This window comes from Dechloromonas hankyongensis (assembly GCF_022012295.1).
In the GTDB taxonomy this organism is placed as follows: domain Bacteria; phylum Pseudomonadota; class Gammaproteobacteria; order Burkholderiales; family Rhodocyclaceae; genus Azonexus; species Azonexus hankyongensis.
The window spans coordinates 36,077-61,486 of record NZ_JAKLTN010000009.1 but is presented as its reverse complement, the minus strand read 5'-3'; the positions used below and the strand labels follow the sequence as shown (position 1 = coordinate 61,486).

Below are 25,410 nucleotides of genomic sequence, written 5' to 3'. Positions count from 1 at the left end.
GACTATTACTCTACAAAACCCCCAGATCACTGGCGGGGGCCGGTCTTTGACCGGCCAGAAATACATCGCCCGCCCTGTAACCTCTGGCCAATCTCAGAAGGCCCGGGCAGGGCACTTGCCCTAGAGGCCCGCCCTTAGGAAACAGGCGACGGAAATCAGGCAGTCTCGTCGATAAACGCCAGCAGGTCGCGCATAAAGCGTTCGCGTTGCCATTGATGGGGCGAATGATCCGTGCCTTCGTAGATGTGCAACAGGGCATTCGGGATCTGGTTGGCGACGTAGCGCGCCGTCTCCAGGCCGTAAAAGTTGCTTTCGCCGCCATAGATCAGCATGGAGGGGATGTCGATCGTTGCCAGCACATCCCGATAGTCGGCCGCCGTCAGGCTTGCCCAGCAGTCGATCAGTGGGCCGGGATTTTGCGCGCGCAGGGCCATTCGCGACTTTTCCCAGCCGCTGGCGCCGGCCAGATATTTTTCCCTGGCCCGGGCGTTCAGGCCGAAGGCCGTCAGTTTCAGGACGGCTTCGGCAAAGTCATAGTGCAGCCATGACATCATTTCCTGCGACTTCTGCTGGTCGAAATTGCCATAGATGCCATGGGGCCAGGCATCGTCGGTGAGCAATTTGGGCGATTGGTCGATGAAACAGGCGCGAGCCAGTTTTCCGGTTCCGAAATCGCGAATGTATTGCCACAGGGTCAGGGCGCCCATGGAGTGGCCGACGACCGTAGCCTTGTCTATCCCGAAATGAGCGATCAGGTTGGCTAGGTCACGGGCCATGCGCTCTGCGGTCGGCGGAGTTTTTCCGTCGAGATGGTGTCCACCATGCCCACGGGCATCCCAGCGATAGACCCGATGCCTGGCGTTCAGCGCCGACAGAAAGGGAAACCATTCCTGATGGCTGGAGGTCCAGCCATGCAGCATGATGACAGGCGAGCCTTCGCCGGATATCTGGACATGGATCTTGGCGCCGTCGTCGGCCAGAAAGTGCGTCATGGTGTTCAATTCGGGTTGGGATGGGCAAGTATAATCCGGGGCGACAATACGCTGGAGTATGGAAATGTTTGACTGGAGAGATTACGGGAACGGCATCGTCGCTTTCGATGCCGGCTATGTGCGCCCCATCCTGGCCGCCATCCACATGGTGATCGAGAACGGGCGGGTGGCGTTCATCGATACCGGGAGCAACGACGCGCTGCCCAACGCCCTTGCCGCACTGCGCAAATTGGGGCTGGACGAAACGGCGGTCGATTACGTCATCCTGACGCATATCCATCTCGATCACGCCGGCGGTGCCGGCAGCCTGATGCAGGCGTTTCCGAATGCCCTGCTGGTCGTCCATCCGCGCGGTGCCCGCCATATGGCCGAGCCCTCGAAGCTGGTGGCTGGAGTTACGGCAGTCTATGGCGCTGAGTATGTGGCCCGCGTGTATGGCGAAATCCTGCCCATTCCGGCGGAGCGCATCATCGAGGCGCCTGATGGCCACGTCGTGTCATTGAACGGGCGCGAATTGCGGTGCCTGGATACACCGGGCCATGCCCGTCACCACATCTGCATCGTCGACAAAAAGGCCAACGGAGTCTTTACCGGCGACATGTTCGGTTTGTCCTATCGTGAGTTGGATGTCGATGGTCGGCAATTCATCTTTCCGACGACCACACCGACGCAGTTCGAGCCGGAGGAGATGCGCCACTCGATCAAGCGTCTGATGGCATTGCAGCCGGAAGCCATGTATTTGACGCACTACAGTCGAGTCGCCGAGGTTCAGGCCCAGGGCGCCGAATTGCTTCGCCATCTCGACGCACTGGTTGCGTTGGCGCTGGCTGAGCAGGACGCCGGTGAGCAGCGGCACGCCCGTATCAAGCAGGGAATGGCCGACTATCTGCTGGCTGAAATCCGCAAGCACGGCTGCCTGTTGCCGGAATCGACCTTGCTCGATATCTGGGCGACCGATCTGGAGCTGAATGCCCAGGGCTTGTGTGTCTGGCTGGATGGGCGAAAGGCCTGAGGCCTAGATGTGACGCCTGCGCCAGAATAGCAGGAGCATGACGACGGCGATCAGGCCCATCAGGCTCAAAGCGTAGTTAAAGCCCTCCGGGTTGGCGAGCCAGGGCATTTCCTTGAAGTTCATGCCGAAAATGCCGGCAATCAGGGTTGCCGGCATGAAGATCGTAGCGACGACGGTCAGGGCGCGGACTTCGAGATTGACCCGGTGGCTGACCGTGGACAGATAGACGTCGAGCAGACCGGTGGCCAGGTCGCGCAGGTCTTCCAGCGACTCGAGGATGTGTACGGTGTGGTCGTAGACATCGCGGACATAAAGTTGGATGTCGGCCCGGAAGAAATCGCCGGCATCGCGATGCAGGGTGCCCAGGACCTCGCGCAACGGGTGCAGGTTGCGCCGCAACTGGGAGACGCAGCGCTTGAGCTGGTGGATGCCCTCCAGGGTGCCCGGGCCGGGGCGGCCCAGTATCTTGTCTTCCAGGTTTTCGGCGTAGTCGTTGAGTTGTTCGATGACGCCGAAATAGCTGTCGACGACGGTGTCGATCAGCGAGTAGGCCAGCGTGTCTACCCCGCCTTTACGCAAGCTGCCGTGCCCGCCGCGCAGACGCTGGCGTATCGGCTCGAAGGTCTGTGACGGGCGTTCCTGGAAGGTCAGCACGTAGTCGCGGCCGATGACCAGGCTGATCTGATCCTGGACCAGGTCGAGTGAATTGGGCTGCAGTTCGTAGCGGTGGAGGACTAGGTAGAGATAGTCCTCATAGGCATCGAGCTTTTGCCGCTGGGCCGTGTTGAGGATGTCTTCCTGGACCAGCGGATGCAGGCCGAAGGTGCTACCCATGCTGGCCAGATCGGCTGGACTGCTGGCGCCGTAAACGTTGACCCAGCGCGTCGCGTGCTGTCTGGGTTGCCTGGCCAGCGCGGCGGGGTCGGGCAACTGGCGTTCCTGCAGACCTTGCTCATCGAAATCGATGACCGAAAATGCGGTCCGGGCGGTCTTGATTTCACCGATATGGACGAGCGTCCCCGGTGGCAGGCCGGCCTTGCGCGAACGAAGCTTGCGCGGCTTGCTCATGCCTTGACGATCAGGTTGACGACCTGGGCGGCGGCGGCCATACCGAAAACCGAGGTGACACACACCGAGGAGCCGAAACCGGCGCAGTTGAGCCCGGCCGGGCCGCGCTCGATATCGCAACTGGCGCCGCTGCCCGGATAGCGCAGCGCTTCGGTGGAAAAGATCGCCGATACGCCGAACTTCTTCTTGGCATCGCGCGGGAAACCGTGGTCCCGGCGCAGGCTGGAGCGCACCTTGGCCAGCAGTGGGTCCTGCACTGTCTGGCTGAGGTCGGCGGCGCGCACCTGGGTCGGATCGATCTGCCCGCCGGCGGCACCGGCGACGACGATGGGCAGCTTGTGGCGGCGGCAGAAGGCGATCATCGCCACTTTGGCACGCACCTGGTCGATGGCATCAATGACGGCGGTGAAGTTGCGGTCGAGCATGGTCGCCGCATTGTCGGGGGTCACGAAATCATCGATGCAATGAATTTCGCATTCCGGATTGATGGCGTGGATACGCTCAGCCATGGCCTCGACCTTGGCCTTGCCGTAAAGATCGCCCAGGGCGTGAATCTGGCGGTTGGTATTGGACTCGGCCACCATGTCGAGGTCGATCAGCGTGATCCGGCCGACGCCGGTACGGGCCAGCGCTTCGGCCGCCCAGGAGCCGACGCCGCCGATGCCGACGACGCAGACATGGGCGCTACGCAGCGCTTCGGCGCCGTCCTGGCCATAGAGGCGGGCAACCCCGCCGAAGCGACGTTCGCGGTCCATTGCCGTCATGCCTCGATGGTCTTGCGGATCACGGTATTGAACGGCGCGATCCATTCCGGGGCAAACTGGTTGTCGCAGGCATTCACTTCGGCGATGGCGCGGAGTACTGAACGGTTCTTGCCGCGATGGATGTGTTTGAGCATGACCGCTTCGAAAGCATCGATGATGGCCAGGATCTTGGCGCCGGGGCAGATCTGGCTGTTGGTCAGGCCATTCGGGTAGCCGCCGCCATCGGGCATTTCGTGGTGCTGGGCGACCATTTCGGTGGCCGCCTCCCAGCCGGGCATACGGAGCAGCAGACCGGCAGCGAATCCCGGGTGGTTTCGCAGGAAGACCTTGTCTTCGGCCGACATCTTGCCGACCTTGAGCCAGATCGACTCCGGCAACAGCATCATGCCGACATCGTGCAGGTAGACAGCGGCTTCCAGCTGGATGGGATCGACGGCGTTGTTACCGGCCTTGTTGGTTTCATGGGCCAGACGAAGGATGCGCATGGTGCGCCCCTTGAACAGCGGCGAGCGGCTTTCGAACTGCAGGGCGAGTGAGCGAAAGAATTGCAGATCGCTGTTGATATTGTAGTTTTCGCTTTTCGCCTTGGAATTCTTTCGGGCGGGACCGGCGATGTCGGGGATGACGGGCGGGAAGCCGGTGACGGCTTCGATCAGCTCGGCACTGCTCGCCTCAATTTTCGCCCTGGGCTCCTGGGTTACATCGAGGAGACCCTGGACAAGCGTCGGCAGGTGCAGACTGTCCAGCGGCTTGTTGCTGATCAGCGCATCGGTAGCCAGTTCCAGGCGGTCGACGGCGAGCAGGATCAGTTCGGCCAGCATGTCGGAAAGTGGAATTTCCCCTTCCCGGAAGCGTGCCATCATGGTTTCGATGGGATGGGTAATGGCGACGCCGAGCTCGAATTTGCAGATCGCCGCGTCGCCCTTGATATTGTGTATCGCCCGGAACAGGTCGGCCGTCGTTTCGGGGTCGTCCGGCATTTTGCGCAGTTTGGCGACATCGCGCTCGATTTCCGGGGCGCGGTCGGTCAGCGCATCGGCGAATTCCTCGAACAGTTCTCGATCCAGGATTACTGGTGCATCGATCGAATGAATGTTCATGCCCTGTCGCCTGTTTTGGTTTAATCGGCAGAGTTTAGCAAAGAGCCGCCAAACTGAGCGCATCCGTGATCTGCCGACCTTGACTGGGCTGTCCCGGAACCCTAAGATTCCGCGCTTCTTCAAGGAATTACCTGCCGTGACTCTGGAACAGATCTACGCCCTGATCGGGCCTGACATGAAGGCCGTCGATGCGGTCATTCGCGATCGACTCTACTCCGACGTGGTGCTGGTCAGGCAGGTCGCCGAATACATCATCGGCAGCGGCGGCAAGCGCATGCGCCCGGCCCTGGTGCTGCTGGCTGCCGGCGCCCTGGCTTACCAGGGCGAGCGGCATCACCAGATGGCCGCGGTCGTCGAATTCATCCATACCGCCACGCTGCTGCATGACGATGTGGTCGACGAGTCGTCGCTGCGGCGCGGTCGCGACACGGCCAACGCGATGTTCGGCAACGCAGCTAGCGTGCTGGTCGGCGATTTCCTGTACTCGCGGGCCTTCCAGATGATGGTGGCGGTCGACAACATGCGGGTCATGCAGGTGTTGTCCGACGCCACCAACATCATTGCCGAAGGCGAGGTGCTGCAGTTGATGAACTGCCACGACGCCGATGTCGATGAGGCGCGCTATATGCGGGTGATCCACTACAAGACGGCGAAGCTGTTCGAGGCGGCCGCCCAGCTCGGCGCCATCCTCGGCCAAGCCTCGCCGGAGGTCGAAAAGGCGCTGGCGGCCTACGGCATGCACTTGGGCACCGCTTTCCAGCTGGTCGACGACGTGCTCGATTATTCGGGTCAGGAAGCCGATACCGGCAAGCACCTGGGCGACGACCTGGCCGAAGGCAAACCGACCCTGCCGTTGATCTATGTGATGCAGCACGGCACCCCGGAACAGGCGGCCTGCGTGCGCAAGGCCATCGAGGAGGGCGGTCGCGACGACTTCCCGCTGGTGCTCGACGCCATCCGCCAAAGCGGCGCTCTGGAGCACGCCCGGGCGCGTGCGATGCAGGAGGCGGAACTGGCCAGAGCATCAATTCAGTGCCTGGGGGATTCACAGTTCAAAAAAGCTCTGCTACAATTGCCGCTCTTTGCAGTTGAGCGGAATCATTAGCCAGTTGCAACGAACCTCGGAGTGTAGCTCAGCCTGGTAGAGCACTGCGTTCGGGACGCAGGGGTCGCATGTTCGAATCCTGTCACTCCGACCAATTTAAGCCCCTGTAAATCATCGATTTACAGGGGCTTTTGGCTTTTCGGGGGAGGTTTCCGTTTCCCGTCTTGTATAGGTCAAGCAATTAGCTTGTCGGGGCTTAGCCTTTACGTTTGGCGATTGCCTGCCAGTGGCCATCCTTTGGCGAATTGTTGCCATTTCTGCTGCTCCGAGTGACAGCAGGGTGCCTGCTTTCATCAACCAGCTTGCCGCTACGGGGCAGGATCAGAAATTGCTCAACACTTACTCACCCGGATAGCCCATTCAGGCCATTCTTTTTGCGTTCGCCAACGGAACTGCCATGCGGCCAGGCGGGTCGTAAATAGGGAATGAGCATATTTGCTCTATCTCGCTAATTTCTGCGCGGTTCTGGTGACGGGGCGTTGGGCCGGCGGTGAAGGAGGAAGGCCTGTGCGGGGTAAAGCGGGAAACCTCAGGTTGGCTCGGTATCATTCGGCTTGGTAAGCGATGGCTACACTTGCCCATGCGATTCGTGCCTTTCACCAGGGTTCATTGTCTGTTGGGGATTTTTTTGCCCAGGTAGATCAGGTGTTGGCGGTGGGATCCGGAGATTCCGGGCAGTTGCTGGCGATTCTCGACGAAGAACACACCAACTTCCCGTTGCCCCCTGACGTCTACGTCGTAGTGCACCAGAAGATCGAGGACCTGGAGCAGGCCAAGGGCAAAGCGGACAGCGACCGGACTCGGGTGCTGACCAGTCTCAGCGGCCCGCCGATGGATGCGCCGGCCAAGGCCGGAAGGGCAGATTCCACTGCCGAGGCCGAACTGGAGCGGATCAAGGGGGTCGGCGACATCCTGAACGGTCGTTTCGTACTGGAAGAATGCCTGGGATTCGGCGGCATGGGCATGGTGTTCAAAGCGCTGGATCGACGCAAGCAGGAAGCGTCAGACCGCAATCCCTATATTGCCATCAAGGTGCTGAACGTCCAGTTCCGGGGCCACCCCAAATCGCTGATCGCCCTGCAGCGAGAGGCCAAGAAGGCGCAGAAGCTGGCCCACCCCAACATTGTTACCATCTACGATTTCGACCGCGACGGCCCGACGGTATACCTGACTATGGAACTCCTGTCAGGCAGGCCCTTGCGGCAGATTTTGCGCGAGCCGGACTTCAAGGGCCTTCCCTATACCGAGGCGCTCCCCATCATTACAGGCATTGGTAAGGCTCTGGCCTATGCCCACGAGCGTGGTTTTGTTCATTGCGACCTGAAGCCCGCCAATGTCTTTCTGACCGACAGTGGCGAGGTGAAGGTCATTGACTTCGGCATCGCCCGTGTTTTCCGCAAGCCGGAGGAGGATGTGGAGGCGACAATTTTCGATGCCGGCACCCTGGGCGGTATGACACCTACCTATGCCAGCGCCGAGATGCTCGAGCACCGTGATCCCGACCCCCGGGACGACATCTACGCGCTGGGCTGCATCACCTACGAGATATTGACCGGGAGCCATCCCTTCGGCCGATTACCGGCCACCCAGGCCCGGAGCGCGGAAGTCAAGCTGCAACGGCCAAAGAACCTTGGCCTCCGGCAGTGGTTGGCGCTGCGCAAGGCCTTGGCTTTCGACCGCGAAAGGCGAACGCCAACGGTTCCGCAATTTATCCAAGGCATTACCGGGCAATCCCGGACCGTCAAGTACGCTGCCATGGCCGGGGTGTCGGCAGTTATCGTCGCCTTGGCCTCGGTAACCGTCCTGGTGAACAACCGGTCGCCATCCGGCAGCGACCATCCCGTGGCAAACGATACTCTCCGGGCGCAGCTGCCGGCAGTGGCTCCATCGCCGGTGTCGGTGGCTTCCGTTCTGGCCGGTGTTCCCTGTTCGGCTCTGGCGGCGACTAGCAGGGAAGGCGGGATGCTGGTGCAGGGATACCTTCCCGTCCATTTCAGCCTTGACCGGCTGAAGGAAATGCTCGGCGGGGCGGCCGGCGGAAGCAACCTGACCTTCGATGTCCACCAGATTAGCGACGACGACTGCGGCGTCATCGATGTCTTTGCTCCCTATTGGCGGAGCAATCGCGAAGCCGGCGCGTCCGCTTCCATTCGTACCGAGGCCAGCAACGGAGAGTTGCGGGAAGGCGACCCGCTGGTCGTCGACATCACGACCCCGGCCTATGAGTCCTACGTCAATATCGACTACTACGTCCTGGGCGGCGGCGTCGTCCATCTGGTACCCAGCCCGCGGGCCAAGGACAATCAGGCGCCGGCCAATTATTCAGCGACCGTCGGCAGCCTGGGCAATTGGGTGATTGCCAAGCCCTTCGGCAACGAATTGGTGGTCCTGCTCGTTTCCCCCGTGCCCCTGTTCGACAGCCTGCGTGAGGAGCACGAGTCCCGCGCCGACTATCTGCAGGCGGTGGGCGAGCAGTTGAAGCGGATCGCCGGCAAGTACGGATCCGACCGGATCGCCGCCGACTTCGTTCAGGTGACCACCCGGCCCCGGCCCTGAATTCGCCCGCGCTCTTTTTCGCGTTGCTATTTGTTATCCCGGGCGACCCGAAAGCCATTCTGGAATTCACGAACGCTGGCGTCGTACTTGAAGCGCGTCGACGACATCATGTAGCCGGGGCCATCCCGCCAAGAGCCACCCCGAATGACGCGAACCTGGCAATGCTGCTCGGTCCAGGCACGACCGTCGGTAGGGGCGCTACGGTAGGAGCTGTGCCAGCAGTCGGCCACCCATTCCCAGACGCTGCCATTGACGTCGTGCAGGCCATAGGGATTGGCCGCAAACGACCCGCTCTTGGCCGGCGCCTCCTGTCGCCAGGGGTCGCCACACCCCTTGCAGTTGGCGTTGCCCTGGCGCATCTGCTCGCCCCACCAGTAACGGGTCGCGGTACCGCCGCGGGCGGCGTATTCCCACTCCGCTTCGGAAGGCAGACGGTAAGCCTTGCCGGTCAGCTTGCTCAGCCACTTTACATAGACCTGGGCATTGTCCCAGCTGATGTCGGAAGCCGGGGAATTGCCGGGCACGTTGGCGATGGTCTCGATGCGTGGGCAGGCACCGGCGGCGGTACAGGCGTTCCACTGCTCGGCTGTGACTTCGTATTTGCCGATGGCGAAGGACTCGGCGATGGAGACCCGGTGGGCCGGTCTCTCCGACGGGTCATCGGTGTTGCTGCCCATAGTGAAGGCACCGCGGGGCAGGATGACGAGTTGCGGGCAGGTCGGGCAGTCCGTAACCTCGCTGACGCCGCGGGTGTCGGCAGCCGCCTTGGCCGGCGTCGTTGCCGCCGCAGGCACGGAAGCAGTGGGGCCGGCCGGTTCGGTTGCCGCTTTGGCGGCCGGAGTCGGATGCCGGTGCTCCGGCGCCGCCCGAGGGGCTGCTGGCCGCTCCGGAGCAGTCTTGGCTGCCGCCGGTGGCGACGGAGTTTCGGTTTTGGGCGCCGCGGCCCGCAGTCGCTCCAGGCGGGCCTGGGCAAGGGTGGCGAAGCGACCTTTCGGGTAGGCCTGCAAATAGGCTTCGTAATCACTCGGAAAGGTACTGTCCTTGATCGATTCCCAAAAGGTCAGCTCATACTGTTCGGCGCTGTCCTTGGGGAGAATTCCCCGCGTCCGGGCATCGTCCCAGGTGTCGCCGGCCAGCGCCATCGGCTGTGGCGGCGCAGCGGATCCGGCTGCCAGCAAACGGAATCCCGCTGGCAGGGAAGAGAATAGCTGCGGCGCTTGCTTCTGCCGGCTTGCCCGCCTGACCTCCGCGCCAGCCAGCGCGAACACTTCTTCCACGGTCCGGCCGGGCTCGGCCATGGCCTGCAGTAATGCCGCCGTATAGAAGCCGTGGTTTTCTCCTTCGCCCGCAGCGGCACCGGGTCTCGTAGCGTAGGCGAGCAGCGTCTGCGCCGGCAGCACCGGGGCGGCGCCGGGGGGGCTAGGCAAGGGATTGTCGAGGCAGGTGTCGAGAATGACCAGATTTACCTGGCCTGGGCGCGGGCCGGACATCCCGGCCAGAACGCTTGCCACATCGATGCCTACTGCCAGAAAGCGGGCTGGGAAGCGGTTGTCGGCCTCCACCGGCAGCAGCAGGGTATGGTCGGCGACGCGCACGCCATGGCCGGCAAAATAGAATAGACCGACGCCGCCGGCATCGAGATGCCGGTCGAATTCCTGGATCGCTTCGAGCATTTCCTGGCGCGTTGCGTTTTGCCGATCGATGACTTCGAAGCCGGCCGCTCTCAAGGTACGGGCCATGGCCTTGGCATCGTTTACCGGGCTGGCTAGGGGAGCGCCGGCATAGTCGCTGTTGCCGATCACCAGGGCCAGGCGCCGGGTTTCTGGCCCGTCCGCAACGGGAACCGCCGCTTCCGCCCATGGCCCGGACAGCGCCCCGCCCAAGCAAGCAATCAGGAGTATTCGCCACATAGCCAAGCCCTCGCCATCGGGAAGTTGTGTTCCACAGCATTTGTTGCTGCCGCACATATCTACCTTGATCTGGCAAGTTTCCCTGACGGTCACTGCAGGCTCGATACCGGGCATGTAGCCCAGTTGGCCTATCTAGGTTGGGGCCTCGAGGCTCGAACTTTTGCCTATGCGGTCAATCGAATTTGAATTAGTCATTTGACAAATTTCTTCGCTGAAGCTCGATGCCTCGACTGCGAAAGGGAGGTTGCCATGCTGAGACAAGTCGTATGTGCCGTTTCTGCGCTAGGGGTCCTGGCCGGCAGTCCGGCACTCGCTGGTCGGGCACCATCCCCTGCCAATGCGGAAGTCTTCATCATCTGGCCGCCCGACGGTGCCGTTATCCAGGGCGGCAAGCTGTGGGTGCGCATGGGGCTCCGGAACATGGGCATTGCTCCGAAAGGAGTGGACTTGCCCAATGTCGGCCACCATCACCTGCTGATCGATAGCGAACTGCCGCCCTTCGACGCCCCTATTCCATCCGACCGCAATCATCTCCATTTCGGGGCGGGTGATACCGAGGCGCGGATCGAGTTGCCGCCGGGGAAGCACACCTTACAGTTGCTGCTTGGGGACCATAACCATACTCCCCACGACCCGCCAGTCTATTCGAAGAGAATCACCATTACCGTGCAGTGACCGGTTGCGGGGGACGTGGCGTACGCCTTGTTTTATTAACGTCTTTGAGAAACCGGGAGTTCAGACTTATGCACCAACGGATTTTCGTCGCCGCTGCCTTGGCGGCACTCCTTGCCTCCTTCGGCGCCATGGCGGAGTCCACGCCAGCCCCGGCCAATGCTTATCTCTACATCGGCTGGCCCAACGATGGTCAGGTCATGCCGGCCGGCAAGGCGTTCCGCGTCTGGTTCGGGTTGCGCAACATGGGTGTTGCGCCGAAAGACGTGAAATTTCCCAATACCGGTCACCATCATCTGTTGATCGATACGGACCTGACGCCAGCCGGCCAGGAAATCCCCTCGGACCGCAACCATTTGCATTTTGGTGCAGGACAGACGGAAACCATGCTCGAGTTGCCGCCGGGGAAACATACCCTGCAATTGCTCATGGGGGACGATAAGCACATTCCCCACAATCCCCCGGTGTATTCGAAAAAAATCACCGTCACCGTCAAGTGACGACTGACCGCTGCAGATGTCTGGTGCCGGCGCACAGTAGACCGGCAATCTGTTGGGCCAAGCCCACCGGGCTTGGTTTCGGCAAGCCCATGGCAGCCTAGCGGTCATCTTGGTGTGATGGAAAATTACCATGCCTTTTCAATGTGTTGCGAACGATTTTGCAGTGCCTTCCGGGGGGTGGCGCATTCCCTGCTCTGGGATCGACGGCCGTCGCCAGGCGTCGGCTACGGTTAGTTAAGGAGAGCCACCATGTCAGACCCCACCATCGCCAACATTGCCTCGAACCGGGCAGCCGACGGCTGGCCGGGAAGTGCAGATTCAGATACCACGATATTCGGTTGGAATCGACTCTCCTGGTCAGGGCGATCAAGTAGAAGGCAGCAAGATGGAAAGTAACCGAGTTGATTCCCGGTTGGTCGGCGCGGTGACGGCGTATCTGGAAGTCGCCGCCGCCGGCAAGATCAAGCCAACGGTCTTCCCGGTCCACGACGAAGCGGTGATCGGCCGGGATCTCCAGGGTTCCTTGGCCGCCGACCGTTACATCTGCATTCCCGAGCCCACCGTCAGCCGTCGCCATGCCCGCATCCGGCGTCGTGACGAGGCCTATTTCGTCGAGGATCTGCATTCCTTTAATGGCACCTTCGTTGCCGGAGAACGCCTCAGCCCGGGCTGCTGGCACCCGCTGTGCGACGGCGATGAGGTAGCGGTGTCGTCGGTCCAGATGGTGTTTCATTCGCTGGTGGTACCGGCGCACCAGAGCGCGCCGAGTGTCATCGCCAAGACCCTGGACGCGACCCGGTACACCTCGCTGGACAGCATGCCGGTCATTTCCGCCGGGGATCTCCCGGCGACCTTGCGAAAACTCCATGCCATGGCCCAGGTGGGGATGGCCTTGGGGGCGGTGACCGACCGTGCCACGCTGGTCGAGAAGATCATGAATTTCATCTTCGACCTGTTTCCTTTGGCTGAGCGCGCCTTTATTTTCCTCAACGAGAACGGCGAGCGTGAGCCGATGCCAGCCGCCGCCCGCCGGCGGGACGGGAGCATCGATAAGCCGGAGCAGATCAGGATATCGCGCACCATCATCGACCAGGTGCTGCAGCGGAAACAATCGATCCTCTCGGTGGACACTCTGTCCGACCGCCACTTCGGCTCCCAGGAATCGATCATTTCCCAAGCCATCCGCAGCGTCATGTGTGTGCCGCTGCTGCTGGAAGGAGAGATTCTCGGGCTGATCCAGGTCGATACCTCGTCGGACCCCCATGCCTTCAACGAGCAGGATCTCGAGATGCTCACCGGAGTTTGCGCCGAGGCGGCGGTGGCGCTGAAGAACTTCCTGCTCTATTCGGATATCGAGCGCTTGCTCGACGGGTTCGTTCGGGCCTCGGTCCAGGCCATCGAGGAGCGGGATCCGGTGACCGCCGGCCATTCCTTCCGGGTGGCGGGCTATGCCGAGAATCTTGCTCAGGCGGTGGACCGGGCGGACAGCTCCCATCTGCGGCATATTGAGTTCTCCCGCGAGCAGCTGCGGGAAATCCGCTACGCCGCACTGCTCCATGATTTCGGCAAGGTGGGGGTGCGCGAACATGTGCTGCGCAAGGAAAAGAAGCTCCACCATGCGGATATGCGCCTCCTGGAGCAGCGCTTTCACCATGCCCGGGCCTGCCTGGAGCGGGAAGCCTATCGCCGCCTCAGCGAGACCCACGCCCGGGAGGAGTTGAGCATCGCCGCCTTCCGCCACCAGTTGGGCCTCATCGAGGCGCAACTGGGGGATGAATACGCACGCCTTGATCGCTTCCTCGCCGCCATCCGGCGGGCCAATGAACCGGCCATCTCCGATACCGAGGTTCCGCCTGAACTCCGGGAAGTCCTGCACTACACCTACCGCGGGAGCAACGGCGAAGCGGTACCCCTGATCGACAATTTCGAATTCTCCACCCTCTGCGTGACCAAGGGCTGCCTGACCGCCGAGGAGCGGCGGCAGATCGAGTCCCACGTGGCGGATTCCTATTCCTTCCTCATCCTGATTCCGTGGACCCGCGACCTGAGCGGCGTTCCGGCCATCGCCCACGGCCACCACGAGAAGCTGGACGGCTCCGGCTATCCGATGGGCCTCAAGGGCGACCAGATTTGCGTCCAGACCCGCATCCTCACCATTTGCGACATCTACGACGCCCTCACCGCCGCTGACCGCCCCTACAAGAAAGCGCTGCCCCGGGCCGCGGCCCTTGACCTGATGGAAGCGGAATGCCGTGTGGGGCAGCTCGACCCGGCGCTGTTCCGCGTTTTCGTCGAAGCCGGCGTTGGGGGGCTGCATGAATAGTTCGACCCATGCCCCCTCCGGCCTGCGCACCGTCTACCTGGCCCTGGCCGGCTTCTGTACCACCCTGCTGTGGGGCTGTGCCGACGTCAGCATGCCCGACTACCAGCGTCCGGATTCCCCCGCCAAGACGGCGTGGTCGCGGTCGGGACAGTCCGGTGTATCGGCCTCCGAGACCATCGTCGCCGACTGGTGGAAGGCTTTCGGCGATCCCTATCTCGACAACCTGATCGAGCGGGCCATCGCCGGCAATTACGACATCAAGATTCTGGCCGCCCGCAGCGAGGTGGCCTCCGCCCAGATCGACGAGGTCCGGGCCGGGGCGTTGCCGACCGTCGATATCGGCGCCGGGGCCAGCTTCGAAAAGAGCACCGGCCGCAAATCCACCCAGCAGTTCAATGTCGGCACTCAAGTCAATTGGGAAATCGACATCTGGGGCAAGGTCAAGAAGGGCGTCCACGCCCAGACGGCCGAATTCAATGCCACGGAAGCGGACTGGCGGGCCGCTTACCTGACCATGGTCGCCGACGTGGCGACCACCTATTTCCAGATCCTTCAGCTCGACGAGCAGAGCGACCAACAACGGCAGACCCTGGGCAAGAACAAGCAGATCCTGGCCACCTACGAGGCCATGCTTAGCCATGGCCTGGCGCCGGAAACCCAGGTCCTGCAGCAGCGGGCCGAGATCAACCGCCTGACCAAGGATCTGCTGGAATTGCGCCGCTCCCGTGACCTGGCGGGAAATGCCCTGGCTACCCTGCTCGGGGTGCCGGCCGGCGAATGGATGGTTCCCTCTGGCCATCTCCGGGACAAAGTCAGGCTTCCCGTGGTGCCGGCCGGCCTGCCTTCCCAACTGCTGGCGCGGCGTCCCGACATCGTCGCCGCCGAATTCCGCGTCCTCCAAGCCTACAACCTGGTGGGTCAGGCCAAGCTGGAGCAGTTGCCGTCGATCAGCTTGACCGGCCACGGCGGCACCGCCAGCTTCGCCCTTTCCTCACTGCTCAAATCCTTCACCTTGGGCCTGCTGCCCAGCATTAATTTCCCCCTGTTCAATCCGGGCATCAAGGCCCACGTCAAGACCACCGAAGCGCAGATCAAAGTGGCCGAGCAGACCTACGGGCGGACGGTGATTGGCGCCTTCGAGGAGGTGGAGAACGCCCTGGTGAATCTTGAAGCCCACCAGAAACAGCGCAGCGAACTGCAGCAGCAGACCGACCACCTGCAAGTGGTTGCCGCCCAGGTCCAGGCCCAGTTGAAGGAAGGGGTGGTTTCCCAGTTGCAGGTTTTCGAGTCCGAACGCTCGCTGCTGGCTGCGCAACTCGGCCTGCTGGCCAGCCACCAGCAGATCCTCGCCGACACCGTGACGCTCTACAAGGTGCTGGGCGGTGGCTGGTCCGACGTCCGCGTGGCCAACCCGAGCGAATGAATGCCCCATGCCCAATAGTCGACTCTGATCCCGTGCCGCTCGCTCAGCTGGCTCCGGCAGCCAATCCGGAATTCACCCTGCTCCTCAAGTGCTTATCCCATCCCCAGATGGAAGATATCCGGATCGAGGACAGCCTCTTCGCCATCGGGCGGAATGAGCCTCCTTTCGTGTCTTGCGAACCCACCGTCGTGGCCAAGTTGTCGCGCCGGCAGGCGAGGATTTTCAGCGAATTCGGGGCGGTCTACATCGCCGACCTGGGCAGCAAAAATGGCACCACCGTCAACGGCGTTGCGGTGCGGCAAAAGCCCTGCCAGTTGCAGGACGGCGACGAGATCCGCTTCGGAGGGGAACTGGCCTTCCGGCTGCAACTGGGTACCCGGGCGGTGGCTCGGGAACGCGCCGCCAGACTGCTCAGCCTGACGTTGGTGCCGGAAAATGTCGACTTCGGGCTTCAACCCATCGTCATTGCCCACTTTCCCTTCCTGGTGAGCAAGACCGATGCCATTTTCGCCGCCTACCGGCAGCAGTATCCCCAGCAGGCGAATTATGTGTCCCGGCGCCACGCCCATATTTTCCTCAAGAACGGCATGCCCTTCGTCGAGGATCTGGGTAGCACCAACGGCACCTTCGTTGACGACCGGCGGCTCGACGAGCACGCCGTAGCGCTCAAAGAAGGGGATGTGCTGGCTTTCGGCGGGCGCCACCTGATGTATCGGGTCAGCCTGCAGACCGAATCCCTGTGCGACACAACCATGACCCGACTGCGTACCCCGACCGTCCCGGCGCCCGCCGATGCGGACAAGACCACCTTCGTCGCGGCGGCGGATTCCTTCCTCGACATCTTCTGCATCGACCCCGCACCCCAGGCCGACGACGAAATGAACGATGAGGCAGCGGAAGCACCCACGGCGCCGGACGGCGACCCGGGAGCGCGTCTGCCGCGGACGCGATTCGCCCTGGTGGTGGGCGAGTTGCGCGGCCTGCTGGCGGCGGCCGGTGGCGCCGGCTCCCGGCGGGTGCTCATCGGGGCGATGGCGCTGGCCGCCGGGGTGGCGGTCCTCGCCCTCGGTTTCTACGTCGCGCGAGCGCCGGAGCGGGAACTGGAGGATCTCCTGGCCAGCGGCGCCTATGCCGAGGCGGCCAGCGTCGCCAAGGCGTCGCTCGAACGCCATCCGGACAATGCGAAACTCAAGGCCCGGGGAAGCGAGGCGCTCCTCAAGGCCAATCTTCCCAACTGGCTGGCCCGGATCAAGGGTCGCGACTTCGCCGGGGCGGCGGCGGTGGTGGCCGCCATGCAGGACCTGGCGGCAGGCAATGACGAGGTGCAGCCGCTGGTGAAGGAGCTTGCCTGGCTGGGCAACCTGGAGCAATTCGTTTCCGGCCAGGGGCAGGCCCAAGGCCAGGACGATGTGCCGATCCGGATCTACGCCGACGAGGAAAGGATAGCAGCGCTGCTCAAGGGGTGGGACGACAATGTCCAGGGCCACCAGCGGGCCTTCACCGCCATTTCCGCCCAGGTTCCAGAGTTCCGGGACTGGTACGCCGATGCCCTGAGCCATCTGCGCAAGCTGCAGAGCGACAATTCGGTCTATCTGGCGGCCATCGACCGCCTCAAGGCCAGCATTGCCACCGAACTCAAGCGGGACCAGCCGGAAGCCCTCAAGGCCGTATTCAGCGAGTATGCCGGGAAATATCCCCGCCTGGGCGGCCTGGATGATCTGCAAAAAGATCTGCAGCAGTACATCGCGCTGCAAAATGAAATGCAGGCGGGCAGCCTCGGCCCGCTCATCGCCAAGTTGGGACAGGCGAATTTCTCGACCCCGCCTTTCCAGGACAAGCTGCGCGCTCTGGCGGCCGCCGGGCGCCTGCCGCCCGCCGCGGTAGTCGCTCAGTACGAGGGCGTGGCCAGCGCCTGGCGGGCCGGCGACAGCCAGGGGGCGCTGGCCGATCTGCAGAAGCTGGAGGAAGCGGGCAAGGGAGGAGCCTGGAGCGATGCCGCCGCCCGCGAGATCAAGCACAAGCGAGAAATTCTCGAACGTTTTGCCGAATTGCAGAAGGCGCGCGGCGGCAAGGGTTACGACGAACGCTTGCTGGCCTTTTACGGCCTGCTCGACTTGGCCGAGGACATGCATTTCGTCGACGCCACCGCAGCCGACCTGGCCGCGATCAAGGAGCAGGCGCTGAAGCAGGCCCAGGAGCAACTGTCCCGGGCCCAGGCGCGCTGGCGCCAGTACCGGGACAACGGGCCGATCGACACGCCGCAGCGCCTGGAATCGGAAATTTCCGGCCAGTTCCGGAGCCAGGCCCGCCTGCTGGCCGACGCCGACGACGAGGCGCGCCAGGGCGCGCGTATCTACAGCCAATTGAAGGTGGACCTGCCCGGCCCCTTGCGCGAGGTCCGGGAGGCGATCCAGGCCGAGGCGGAACAGCAGCGCAATGCCCTGCTGGAGCTACGCCAGGTTCTCGAACCCCGGCTGCTGAAGGCCAAGCTGGAATTGATGGGAGGAGGGGGGCGCCATGGCCCATGAGAATCGCCTCAAGCCTTTGCACGAGGCGCTCGCCGAGCACAGCGCGGAAGGCATCGCCATCCTGACGGCGGAACCCTGGCGCTTCACCCGGGCGACCATCGTCACCATGGCCGCCCTGGTGTTGGCGGCCTTGCTGTGGTCCTTCATCGGCCACGCCAACGTGATTGTCACCGCCCCGGGTACGCTGTGGCCCGAATCCGAGGTGCGGCGGGTTTACGCTCCGGTGGATGGCGAACTGGCCAATATCTATGTCGCCGAGGGCCAGCCGGTGTCTAAGGGTGATGTGCTGGCTCGCCTCAATGCCCGCGGAGCGATCGAAGCGGCGACCAACGCCCTCGACGCCCAGCTCAAGCTCGAGGCGGCGGAACGGGAATGGCGGGAATTTCCCGAGAAGAAGGCCCTCATGGAGCGCCGGGCGGCAGCCTTGAAGCAGGCGGTGGAGCTCGAGGAGCAGCACCACGAAAAACGGGTTTCCGAAGGCAGTGCCAAGCTGGCGGAAAGCCGGCGGGCCCAGGCGCAGGAGGTCCGCACCAATCTGGACGACGCACGTCGGGCACGGGATGCGGCCAAGCTGGAAGCCGACAAGTACGAGCGCCTGTTCGCCATGCCCGGCGGCGGCGGGGTGGCCCAGTTGCAGGTCGAAAGCAAGAAGAACGCCTTCCTGGCGGCGGAGAATGCATACCGGGTCGCCCAGGCCCGCTTGAACGAATTGGGTGCCCGCCAGGCCCTGGAGAGTTCGCAGGCCACCGCCCAGCTGGAAACCAGCGGCCAGGAGTTGACCCGGCTGCGCCTGCAGTACGAAGGGGCGGCCAAGGATATCGCCAACGCCGAGGAGAAATTGCGGCTGCAGCTCCAGAGCGCCCGTCTGGTGGCGGAAGCCGCCACCCGCATCCGCTTCGAGAATATCGACAAGGACAATTTCCTCCTGATCGTGGCGCCGGTGTCCGGGGTTATCACCGACGTCACGTCGACCCAGCCGGGGGACAAGATCCAGGCCAATACGCCGCTGGGCGGCATCGCCCCCAGGGACGCCAAGCCCGTCCTCAAGGTGGAAATCCCCGAGCAGGACCGGGCCTTCCTGCGCGAGGGGCTGGCCGCCAACCTGAAGTTCAGCGCCTTTCCCTACCAGCGCTACGGCCTCCTGGCGGGGGTGCTGGAATATATCTCGCCGGCGACCAAGCCGTCGCCCCAGAGCAAACAGCCGGTGTACGAGGGGCGGGTGCGGCTGGAGCGGGACCACTACCAAGTGGGGGACAGCCAGTACCCCCTGCGCTACGGCATGACGGCCACGGCGGAAATCGTCGTGCGCGAACGGCGGATTATCGATCTGGCCCTCGACCCCTTCCGGCAGATCGGCGGATGAGTTGGGGCCAGCCAAGGGAAAGCGGGCGGGAGAGCCGGCGTAGCCCGCAAATATCTAATTGTCTTCCGGCGGCCTGGGGTGCGGCGACATCCAGGGCAACCGACAGTTCTGAGGAGCATACGAGATGACAACGATAGTGAAGATTGACGACGAGGTCATCGATACCGATGGCTTCATCCGGGCCCTGAAACTGTCGGGGCAGTTCGAAAGCCTGGTCGAGCAGTTGGTGCGGGAAAGGTTGACGGTGCGGGCGGCAAAGCAGATGGGCATCACGGTGCCGGTCGAGGAAATCCAGGAGCGGGCCGATCAGTTCCGCCGCATTCGCGGCCTGCACCGGGCCGCCGACATGAATCACTATCTCGATGCCTTGGGGGTGAGCCTGGACGAGTTCGAAGCCTTTATCACCGCCAGCCTCTACGAAGAGAAAATGATGGACCGGGTGTGCAGCGAGCAGTCGGTGGAAGAGTATTTTCACTTGAACTCCCCCCGCTTCGATAGCGTCGAGGTGAGCCACGTCCTGGTCGACACGGCGGGCAAGGCGAAGGAGTTGATTTCCTACCTGCGGGAGGATCCGGACAGCTTCGCCGAAATGGCCCGGGAGCACTCGCTGGCCGAAACCCGGGAGGAAGGCGGCGTGATTGGCAAGGTGCTGCGCGGCTCCTTGAAGAGCGACGTCGAGGCCAAGGTATTCAATGCCAAGGTCGGCGATCTGCTGGGGCCTTTCCCGTCGGCGGACGACTCGCTGTACGAAATATTCGCCGTCAATGGCAAGAGCCCGGCCCGGCTGGATGACGACGTCGCTGCCGAAATTCGTCGCCTGCTCCGGGAAGAATGGCTGATGGCCAGGGCGCAGGAACACGTCATCGAAGTGCGCTGACCGGCGATGGCAACGACCGCAGCCCAGTCGGTGGCCGACTTCCTGGCCTCGGTGGATATTCTCTCGCCGTTCACCCCGGCCGAGATCGAAGTCCTGGCCGAGCACGCCGAATCCCGTGCCTTCGCCTTCGGTGAGACGGTGTGCAACAGCGGCGACCCCGCTACTGGATTGTTCGTCATCAAGTCCGGGTCGGTGCGTATCTTCACCGAGGAGCAGGGCAAGGAAATCAGCATGGGGGTCAAGAAGGGGCGGGAGGTGTTCGCGGAAATCGCCATGCTGCGGGACTCCCGGCACGAATCGTCGGTGCGGGCGGCGTTGAAGACCGAACTGCTGTTCATCCCGCGCGAGGCTTTCGCCTCGGTGATCGCCGGCAATCCAGCCGCCCAGGACTTCGTCAACAGCTACGTGGCCATCAGTTCGGCGGGCGGCTTCGTCGCCCACCTCTTCGACCTGCGGGGCAAGGTGAGCAAGGAGGAGCTCGATGGCTTCGTCAAGAGCGTCGGGGTCAAGCGGGTCGCCGCCGGCAAGGTGATCCTCAGTCAGGATTCCCGGGAAGACCGCCGGCTGTACGTGGTGCGCCAAGGTGAAGTCCGGGTCGTGCGCAGCGAGGACGGGACCGAGTACCCCCTGGCGACCCTGGGGCAGGGGGAAACCTTCGGCGAGAAGGCCTGCCTGTTGCGCCAGGAACAGATGGCTTCGGTGATTGCCGTCGGCGATGCCACCCTGCTGGTGTTTCCGGAAAAGAGCGTGCACCTGATTCTCGACCGCAACCCCAAGCTGCGGGAGGCGATGGAGGAGCGCATGCGCTTCGCCGAGCGGGAATTGCAGCGGCAGAAAAAACTGGCGGAAAGGCGCAAGCTGCCGGTGACCCTCGATCTAGCCTCGACTCCCGAGATGGGCGAGCGGGTGCTCAAGCACTTTGCCCTGGTCGAGCAAGCCGAGGAAATGGACTGCGGCGCCGCCTCGCTGGCCATGGTGTGCCGGCACTACGGCGTTCCCACCACCCTGGGCAAGCTGCGGGAACTGGCCAACGTCACCACCCAGGGCGCCACCCTGGACAGCCTGGCCCGGGCCGGCGACGCGCTCGGCTTCAGTACCCGCGGCGTGCAGTGCACCTTCGAATCCTTGCTCGGCTTCGATCTGCCCTTCATCGTCCATTGGGAGGGCTACCATTATGTGGTGGTCTATGGCGTTTCCAAGCGCAAGGTATGGGTGGCGGACCCGGCGGTGGGCTTCAAGACCCTGAGTGTCGAGGATTTCGAGCGCGGCTGGAGCGGCACCTGCCTGCTCTTTGCTGCCGGCGAGAGCCTGCAAATGGCGGCGGTGCGCTCGCCGTGGCTGCGCTTCGTCGGCTACCTGATTCCCTACAAGACTATTCTTTGGCATCTGTTCCTGGCGACCTTCGTCATCCAGGTGCTGGGCTTGGTGCCGCCGATGATCATTCAAAACATCCTCGATGGCGTCATCGTCCACCAGGACGTCAGCCTTCTCCATCTGCTGATCGTCGGGCTGGTGATTTCCAATGTCTTCACTCTGCTGATGACCACCATCCGGTCCTTTCTCGCCAATTTCATGGTCCGCAACATGGATTTCGCGATGATGTCCCGATTTTTCAAGCACACCCTTTCGCTGCCCTTTTCCTTCTTCGCCAAGCGGAAAACCGGGGATATCTTCGCCCGCTTCCAGGAGAACCAGACCATCCGCGCCTTCCTGACCGAATCGACGGTGACCACGGTGCTTAACGTCCTGATGGTGTTCATCTACTTCACCATCATGTTCCTCTACAACGTGAAGATGACCCTGCTCCTCATCGCCTTCATCATTCCCATCCTGGCGCTGACCGTGCTGGCGACGCCGAAGATCAAGGGCTACGCCCGGGAGGTATTTACCACCGCCACCGATGCCAAGGCCTTTCTGATGGAGACCCTGGGCGGCGTGGAGACGATCAAGGGGATGGGCAGCGAACGTCCGGTGCGGCTGAAATGGGAGAAGAAATACGCCAAGGCGCTAGAAGTCCAGTACCAGGCCCAGCAGTTCCATATCCTGGTCGGCCTCGGCAGCCAGCTGCTCCATGCCGCCACCACCATCGCCATTCTGTGGATGGGGGCCAGTCTGGTGCTGGCCCACGAGCTGTCCATTGGCCAGCTGGTGGCTTTCAACGCCCTGATGGGCAGCGTGCTGGCGCCGCTGATGGGACTGGTCGGCCTGTGGAACCTCCTCAACGACGCCGGCGTCGCCATGGAGCGCCTGGGGGATGTCCTCGACCTGGAGCCCGAACAGCGACCGGAGGACATCGCCTCCCGGGTGGTGATCCCCGATCTGCACGGGGATATCCATCTCGACGGCGTTTATTTCCGCTACGGGGACAGCGGCACCCCCTACGTGCTGGAAAACATCAGCCTCGACGTCAAGGCCGGGGAGCTGATCGCCATCGTCGGCCGGAGCGGCTCCGGCAAGACCACCCTGGCCAAACTCCTGGTCGGCTTCTACCCGCCTAGCGAAGGCCGCATCACGGTGGATGGCTACGATCTCGCCCAGATCGACAAGGACTACTACCGGGCCCAGGTCGGCTACGTGATGCAGAGCAACCTGCTGTTCTCCGGCAGCATTGCCGAGAACATCGCCAGCGGCGACGAGACCCCCGACCGCCGGCGTATCGAGGAGGTGGCCAAGCTGGCTGACGCCCACCCCTTCATCAGCAAGCTGCCCATGCGCTACGAACAGGTGGTCGGCGAGCGGGGCATGGGCCTCTCGGGCGGACAGATCCAGCGGCTGTGTATCGCCCGCGCCCTGTACCACGACCCGCGCCTGCTGGTGTTCGACGAAGCGACCTCGGCCCTGGATACCCAGTCGGAGAGCAACATCATGGGCAACATGCACGATATCCTGGAGGGGCGCACGGCGATCATCATCGCACACCGCCTGTCCACCATCATGCGCGCCGACAAGATCCTCGTCCTCTACGAAGGCGCCATCGTCGAGCAGGGAAGGCACGACGAACTGGTGGACCGCAAGGGGATGTACTACCAACTGGTCCAGAAACAGTTAGGTTCGGCGTGAAAATACTCGACCAGGATGCGGACGCGGTTGCCCCGGTCTCCTTCGGCGGACTGATCGAGAAGATCGAGATTCTGCGCTCGACGTTGCGCTGGGCGACGCGGCTGGAGCGGCCGGATATCGACAAGCTGTTGCGGCAAAGCAATACCCTGCGGGAAGAAGCGCTGAAGCTTTCCTACCAGGCGCGCTTCGTCAAGGCAGCAGCGGCCGGGCCGGCGCACGTGGCGGTATCAGCTGCCGCCCGTCGCCAGGCCTTGATCGCCCGCAGTTTCGTTTTCGAAGGCGCCTTTGGCGATAATCCGAAGCTTCTGGAAGCCTTGGAAATCGCTGAAAAGGCCGCCCCGACAGAGCTGCCGGTGCTCATCGACGGCGAAAGCGGCACTGGCAAGGAACTGATGGCCAAAGTCATCCATGCCAACGGCTCCCGCGCAGACAAGCCCTACGTTTCCGTCAATTGCGGGGCGATTCCCGACAACCTGCTGGAATCCGAACTGTTCGGCCACAAGAAAGGGGCCTTCACCGGCGCCGCCAGCGATCGCCGCGGCAAGTTCGAAAGCGCCCATGGCGGCACCATCTTCCTCGACGAGATCGGCGAGCTGCCGCTGGCCGGCCAAGTGAAGCTGCTGCGGGTACTGGAATCCCACGAAATCCAGCGGGTCGGCTCGGACGAAACCATGGTCGTTGATGCCCGCATCGTCGCCGCCACTAACCGCAATCTGCGGCGCCTGAGCGAGGAAGGCAAGTTCCGGGAGGATCTCTTCTACCGCCTGGGCGTCATCCACCTCACCCTGCCGCCGTTGCGCGAGCGCAAGGACGAAATACCGCTCCTCATCGCCTTCTTCGGCGATGAGGCGGCGGAGATGCTGAAGCGGCGGCCGATGAAAATGACTCCCCGGCTGCAACGGTTTCTCCTCGACTACGCCTATCCCGGGAATATCCGGGAATTGCGCAACCTGATCTACCGCATCTCCTGCCTCTCCGGGGACACCGCCGACTTCGAACACCTACCGGAAGACATCCGCCCCGGCCCGGCCGAACGGACTGCCGACGGGGGCGGCGCCGCTGTCGTTGCCAACTCCCTGGGGGAAGCCAAACGGGTTGCCAGCGATGCGGCCGAGAAGGTTTTCCTCGAACGTGGCCTGACCGAGGTCGGCGGGACGGTGGCGGAACTGGCCCGGCGCTGCGACATGAACCGTTCCCACCTGCAGATGCTGCTCAAGAAGCACGGTCTCCATTCCAAGGATTTCCGCCGGCATGCTTCCTCTGCGGGCAGTCAGGAGAGCGGAGGAGATGGCGGGGGAGATGGCTCCGTCAAGCGGCAGGATTGAGGACTGTCCGGTCCTGGCTGTACGGATCTTCGGCCCGGGCCACCACCACCGAAACATTGTCGCGGCCGCCATGCTTGAGGGCGATGTCGACCAGGCTCTCCGCTGCTTGCCGGCAATTGCCCATGACCAAGGCGCTGGCCATCTCCTGCTCGCTGACCTCGTTGCTGAGGCCGTCGCTACAGAGCAGGAACATGTCATCGTCGTTCACCTGCATGCTTTGTTCGTCCAGGTCCAGCGTCTCAGCTGTCCCGACGGCACGGGTGATATGGTTGCGGGACGGGTAATCGACGCTGTCTTCGGGGGGGAGTTCGCCCCGGGCCCGAAGTTCCTCGATCAGACTGTGGTCCCTGGTTAGCTGCTTGAGGCGTCCGTTTCGAAAGAGGTACAGTCGGCTGTCGCCCACCCACAGACAGCTGCAACTGTCTTGGCAAGCGACCAGCACCACGACTGTGCTGCCGATCAGTGACACGTCGCGTAGCGCTGCTTCCTCGCGCAACTGCCGATTCACTGCTTCCAGCCGCAGGCGCACGCGGCTGATCGTGCTGTCGACGTGCTCGGTAGGGGCGATCCGATTCAGGCTATCGACCACCGCCCGGCTCGCGAAATCACCTTGGCTATGCCCGCCCATGCCGTCGGCCACCGCCCACAGCCCGCTCTGCGGCCGGTCGAGACAGGCATCTTCATTAACTTCGCGGATCAGTCCGACATGGGAACGGGCCGCCGATGTCCATCGGAACTGCGCCAAGCCAGCCACTCCGTCCTCCGTGCTTATCTGGGTGTTCGTCTTTGGGAAGCGGTGCCGCCTGCGCTACACCCGCCTTCAATCCGGCAG

Annotated in this window: 17 protein-coding genes, 1 tRNA gene and 2 pseudogenes; 13 read left to right on the top strand and 7 right to left on the bottom strand. The window is 63.1% G+C overall.

Features of this window, described 5'->3' with window-relative positions:
• Positions 1 to 155: 155 nt before the first annotated feature.
• Complete coding sequence (locus LZ012_RS19430; protein ID WP_275712641.1) at positions 156 to 992, bottom strand: alpha/beta fold hydrolase; 837 nt, start codon at positions 990 to 992, stop codon at positions 156 to 158.
• A 64-nt stretch (positions 993 to 1,056) separates the two neighbouring features.
• Here LZ012_RS19430 and LZ012_RS19425 point away from each other — a divergent pair, with 64 nt between their 5' ends.
• Positions 1,057 to 2,004 (top strand): MBL fold metallo-hydrolase, encoded by a 948-nt coding sequence (locus tag LZ012_RS19425; protein WP_420839559.1) that lies wholly within the window; start codon positions 1,057 to 1,059, stop codon positions 2,002 to 2,004.
• A 3-nt stretch (positions 2,005 to 2,007) separates the two neighbouring features.
• On the opposite strand, the gene corA is transcribed toward LZ012_RS19425, so the two are convergent.
• From corA to LZ012_RS19410, 3 genes are read right to left on the bottom strand one after another with little or no spacing between them, the layout of a single operon-like run.
• On the bottom strand, positions 2,008 to 3,072 hold the full coding sequence (gene corA, locus LZ012_RS19420; RefSeq protein ID WP_275712639.1) for a magnesium/cobalt transporter CorA: 1,065 nt from the start codon (positions 3,070 to 3,072) through the stop codon (positions 2,008 to 2,010).
• Positions 3,069 to 3,827, bottom strand: coding sequence for a tRNA cyclic N6-threonylcarbamoyladenosine(37) synthase TcdA (gene tcdA, locus LZ012_RS19415; protein WP_420839558.1), 759 nt, complete (start codon positions 3,825 to 3,827; stop codon positions 3,069 to 3,071). The genes corA and tcdA overlap by 4 nt, the downstream gene beginning before the upstream one ends.
• A gap of 5 nt (positions 3,828 to 3,832) precedes the next feature.
• Positions 3,833 to 4,936, bottom strand: a complete 1,104-nt coding sequence (locus LZ012_RS19410; protein ID WP_275712637.1) for an HD-GYP domain-containing protein — start codon at positions 4,934 to 4,936, stop codon at positions 3,833 to 3,835.
• Between the two features lie 136 nt (positions 4,937 to 5,072).
• Here LZ012_RS19410 and ispB point away from each other — a divergent pair, with 136 nt between their 5' ends.
• From ispB to LZ012_RS19395, 3 genes are all read left to right on the top strand, one after another.
• Positions 5,073 to 6,041: an octaprenyl diphosphate synthase gene (ispB, locus tag LZ012_RS19405; protein ID WP_275712636.1), complete on the top strand. Its 969-nt coding sequence runs from the start codon at positions 5,073 to 5,075 to the stop codon at positions 6,039 to 6,041.
• A gap of 17 nt (positions 6,042 to 6,058) precedes the next feature.
• A tRNA-Pro gene (locus LZ012_RS19400) sits at positions 6,059 to 6,135 on the top strand.
• Positions 6,136 to 6,605: 470 nt separating this feature from the next.
• Positions 6,606 to 8,597 carry a serine/threonine protein kinase gene (locus LZ012_RS19395; protein ID WP_275712635.1) on the top strand — a complete coding sequence of 664 codons (1,992 nt, stop codon included), beginning with the start codon at positions 6,606 to 6,608 and terminating at the stop codon, positions 8,595 to 8,597.
• Positions 8,598 to 8,623: 26 nt separating this feature from the next.
• On the opposite strand, the pseudogene LZ012_RS19835 reads toward LZ012_RS19395, so the two are convergent.
• Together LZ012_RS19835 and LZ012_RS19830 are read right to left on the bottom strand one after the other, a co-directional pair.
• Positions 8,624 to 9,301 (bottom strand): annotated as a pseudogene (locus LZ012_RS19835) (formylglycine-generating enzyme family protein); the annotation flags it as partial.
• 498 nt (positions 9,302 to 9,799) lie between these two features.
• Positions 9,800 to 10,507, bottom strand: a pseudogene (locus tag LZ012_RS19830) (caspase family protein); the annotation flags it as partial.
• A 249-nt stretch (positions 10,508 to 10,756) separates the two neighbouring features.
• Here LZ012_RS19830 and LZ012_RS19385 point away from each other — a divergent pair.
• From LZ012_RS19385 to LZ012_RS19345, 9 genes are all read left to right on the top strand, one after another.
• Positions 10,757 to 11,182, top strand: coding sequence for a DUF4399 domain-containing protein (locus LZ012_RS19385; protein WP_275712633.1), 426 nt, complete (start codon positions 10,757 to 10,759; stop codon positions 11,180 to 11,182).
• A gap of 68 nt (positions 11,183 to 11,250) precedes the next feature.
• On the top strand, positions 11,251 to 11,679 hold the full coding sequence (locus tag LZ012_RS19380) for a DUF4399 domain-containing protein (RefSeq protein WP_275712632.1): 429 nt from the start codon (positions 11,251 to 11,253) through the stop codon (positions 11,677 to 11,679).
• A 385-nt stretch (positions 11,680 to 12,064) separates the two neighbouring features.
• A complete protein-coding gene (locus LZ012_RS19375; protein WP_275712631.1) occupies positions 12,065 to 14,002 on the top strand; it encodes an HD domain-containing phosphohydrolase in 1,938 nt (645 codons plus the stop codon).
• Entirely contained in the window at positions 13,995 to 15,425 is a 1,431-nt protein-coding gene (locus tag LZ012_RS19370) for an efflux transporter outer membrane subunit (protein WP_275712630.1), read from the top strand. Before LZ012_RS19375 ends, LZ012_RS19370 begins: the two co-directional genes overlap by 8 nt.
• 32 nt (positions 15,426 to 15,457) lie before the next feature.
• The gene (locus LZ012_RS19365; protein WP_275712629.1) at positions 15,458 to 17,953 is read left to right on the top strand and encodes an FHA domain-containing protein; all 2,496 of its coding nucleotides are present in this window, start codon (positions 15,458 to 15,460) and stop codon (positions 17,951 to 17,953) included.
• The gene (locus LZ012_RS19360) at positions 17,943 to 19,316 is read left to right on the top strand and encodes a beta-barrel domain-containing protein (protein ID WP_275712628.1); all 1,374 of its coding nucleotides are present in this window, start codon (positions 17,943 to 17,945) and stop codon (positions 19,314 to 19,316) included. Before LZ012_RS19365 ends, LZ012_RS19360 begins: the two co-directional genes overlap by 11 nt.
• Before the next feature lie 124 nt (positions 19,317 to 19,440).
• Complete coding sequence (locus LZ012_RS19355) at positions 19,441 to 20,193, top strand: peptidylprolyl isomerase (RefSeq protein WP_275712627.1); 753 nt, start codon at positions 19,441 to 19,443, stop codon at positions 20,191 to 20,193.
• 6 nt (positions 20,194 to 20,199) lie between these two features.
• Positions 20,200 to 23,253 (top strand): peptidase domain-containing ABC transporter, encoded by a 3,054-nt coding sequence (locus LZ012_RS19350; protein WP_275712626.1) that lies wholly within the window; start codon positions 20,200 to 20,202, stop codon positions 23,251 to 23,253.
• On the top strand, positions 23,250 to 24,578 hold the full coding sequence (locus LZ012_RS19345) for a sigma-54 interaction domain-containing protein (RefSeq protein WP_275712625.1): 1,329 nt from the start codon (positions 23,250 to 23,252) through the stop codon (positions 24,576 to 24,578). Before LZ012_RS19350 ends, LZ012_RS19345 begins: the two co-directional genes overlap by 4 nt.
• On the opposite strand, the gene LZ012_RS19340 is transcribed toward LZ012_RS19345, so the two are convergent.
• Complete coding sequence (locus tag LZ012_RS19340) at positions 24,562 to 25,332, bottom strand: PP2C family protein-serine/threonine phosphatase (RefSeq protein ID WP_420839557.1); 771 nt, start codon at positions 25,330 to 25,332, stop codon at positions 24,562 to 24,564. The two genes, LZ012_RS19345 and LZ012_RS19340, sit on opposite strands and share 17 nt — an antisense overlap.
• Between the last annotated feature and the right edge of the window lie 78 nt (positions 25,333 to 25,410).

Coding starts and splice junctions, on each gene's coding strand:
- LZ012_RS19430 (WP_275712641.1), bottom strand. CDS start 992: ATGACGCACTTTCTGGCCGACGACGGCGCCAAGATCCATGTCCAGATA.
- LZ012_RS19425 (WP_420839559.1), top strand. CDS start 1,057: ATGTTTGACTGGAGAGATTACGGGAACGGCATCGTCGCTTTCGATGCC.
- corA (WP_275712639.1), bottom strand. CDS start 3,072: ATGAGCAAGCCGCGCAAGCTTCGTTCGCGCAAGGCCGGCCTGCCACCG.
- tcdA (WP_420839558.1), bottom strand. CDS start 3,827: ATGGACCGCGAACGTCGCTTCGGCGGGGTTGCCCGCCTCTATGGCCAG.
- LZ012_RS19410 (WP_275712637.1), bottom strand. CDS start 4,936: ATGAACATTCATTCGATCGATGCACCAGTAATCCTGGATCGAGAACTG.
- LZ012_RS19395 (WP_275712635.1), top strand. CDS start 6,606: ATGGCTACACTTGCCCATGCGATTCGTGCCTTTCACCAGGGTTCATTG.
- LZ012_RS19385 (WP_275712633.1), top strand. CDS start 10,757: ATGCTGAGACAAGTCGTATGTGCCGTTTCTGCGCTAGGGGTCCTGGCC.
- LZ012_RS19380 (WP_275712632.1), top strand. CDS start 11,251: ATGCACCAACGGATTTTCGTCGCCGCTGCCTTGGCGGCACTCCTTGCC.
- LZ012_RS19375 (WP_275712631.1), top strand. CDS start 12,065: ATGGAAAGTAACCGAGTTGATTCCCGGTTGGTCGGCGCGGTGACGGCG.
- LZ012_RS19370 (WP_275712630.1), top strand. CDS start 13,995: ATGAATAGTTCGACCCATGCCCCCTCCGGCCTGCGCACCGTCTACCTG.
- LZ012_RS19360 (WP_275712628.1), top strand. CDS start 17,943: ATGGCCCATGAGAATCGCCTCAAGCCTTTGCACGAGGCGCTCGCCGAG.
- LZ012_RS19355 (WP_275712627.1), top strand. CDS start 19,441: ATGACAACGATAGTGAAGATTGACGACGAGGTCATCGATACCGATGGC.
- LZ012_RS19350 (WP_275712626.1), top strand. CDS start 20,200: ATGGCAACGACCGCAGCCCAGTCGGTGGCCGACTTCCTGGCCTCGGTG.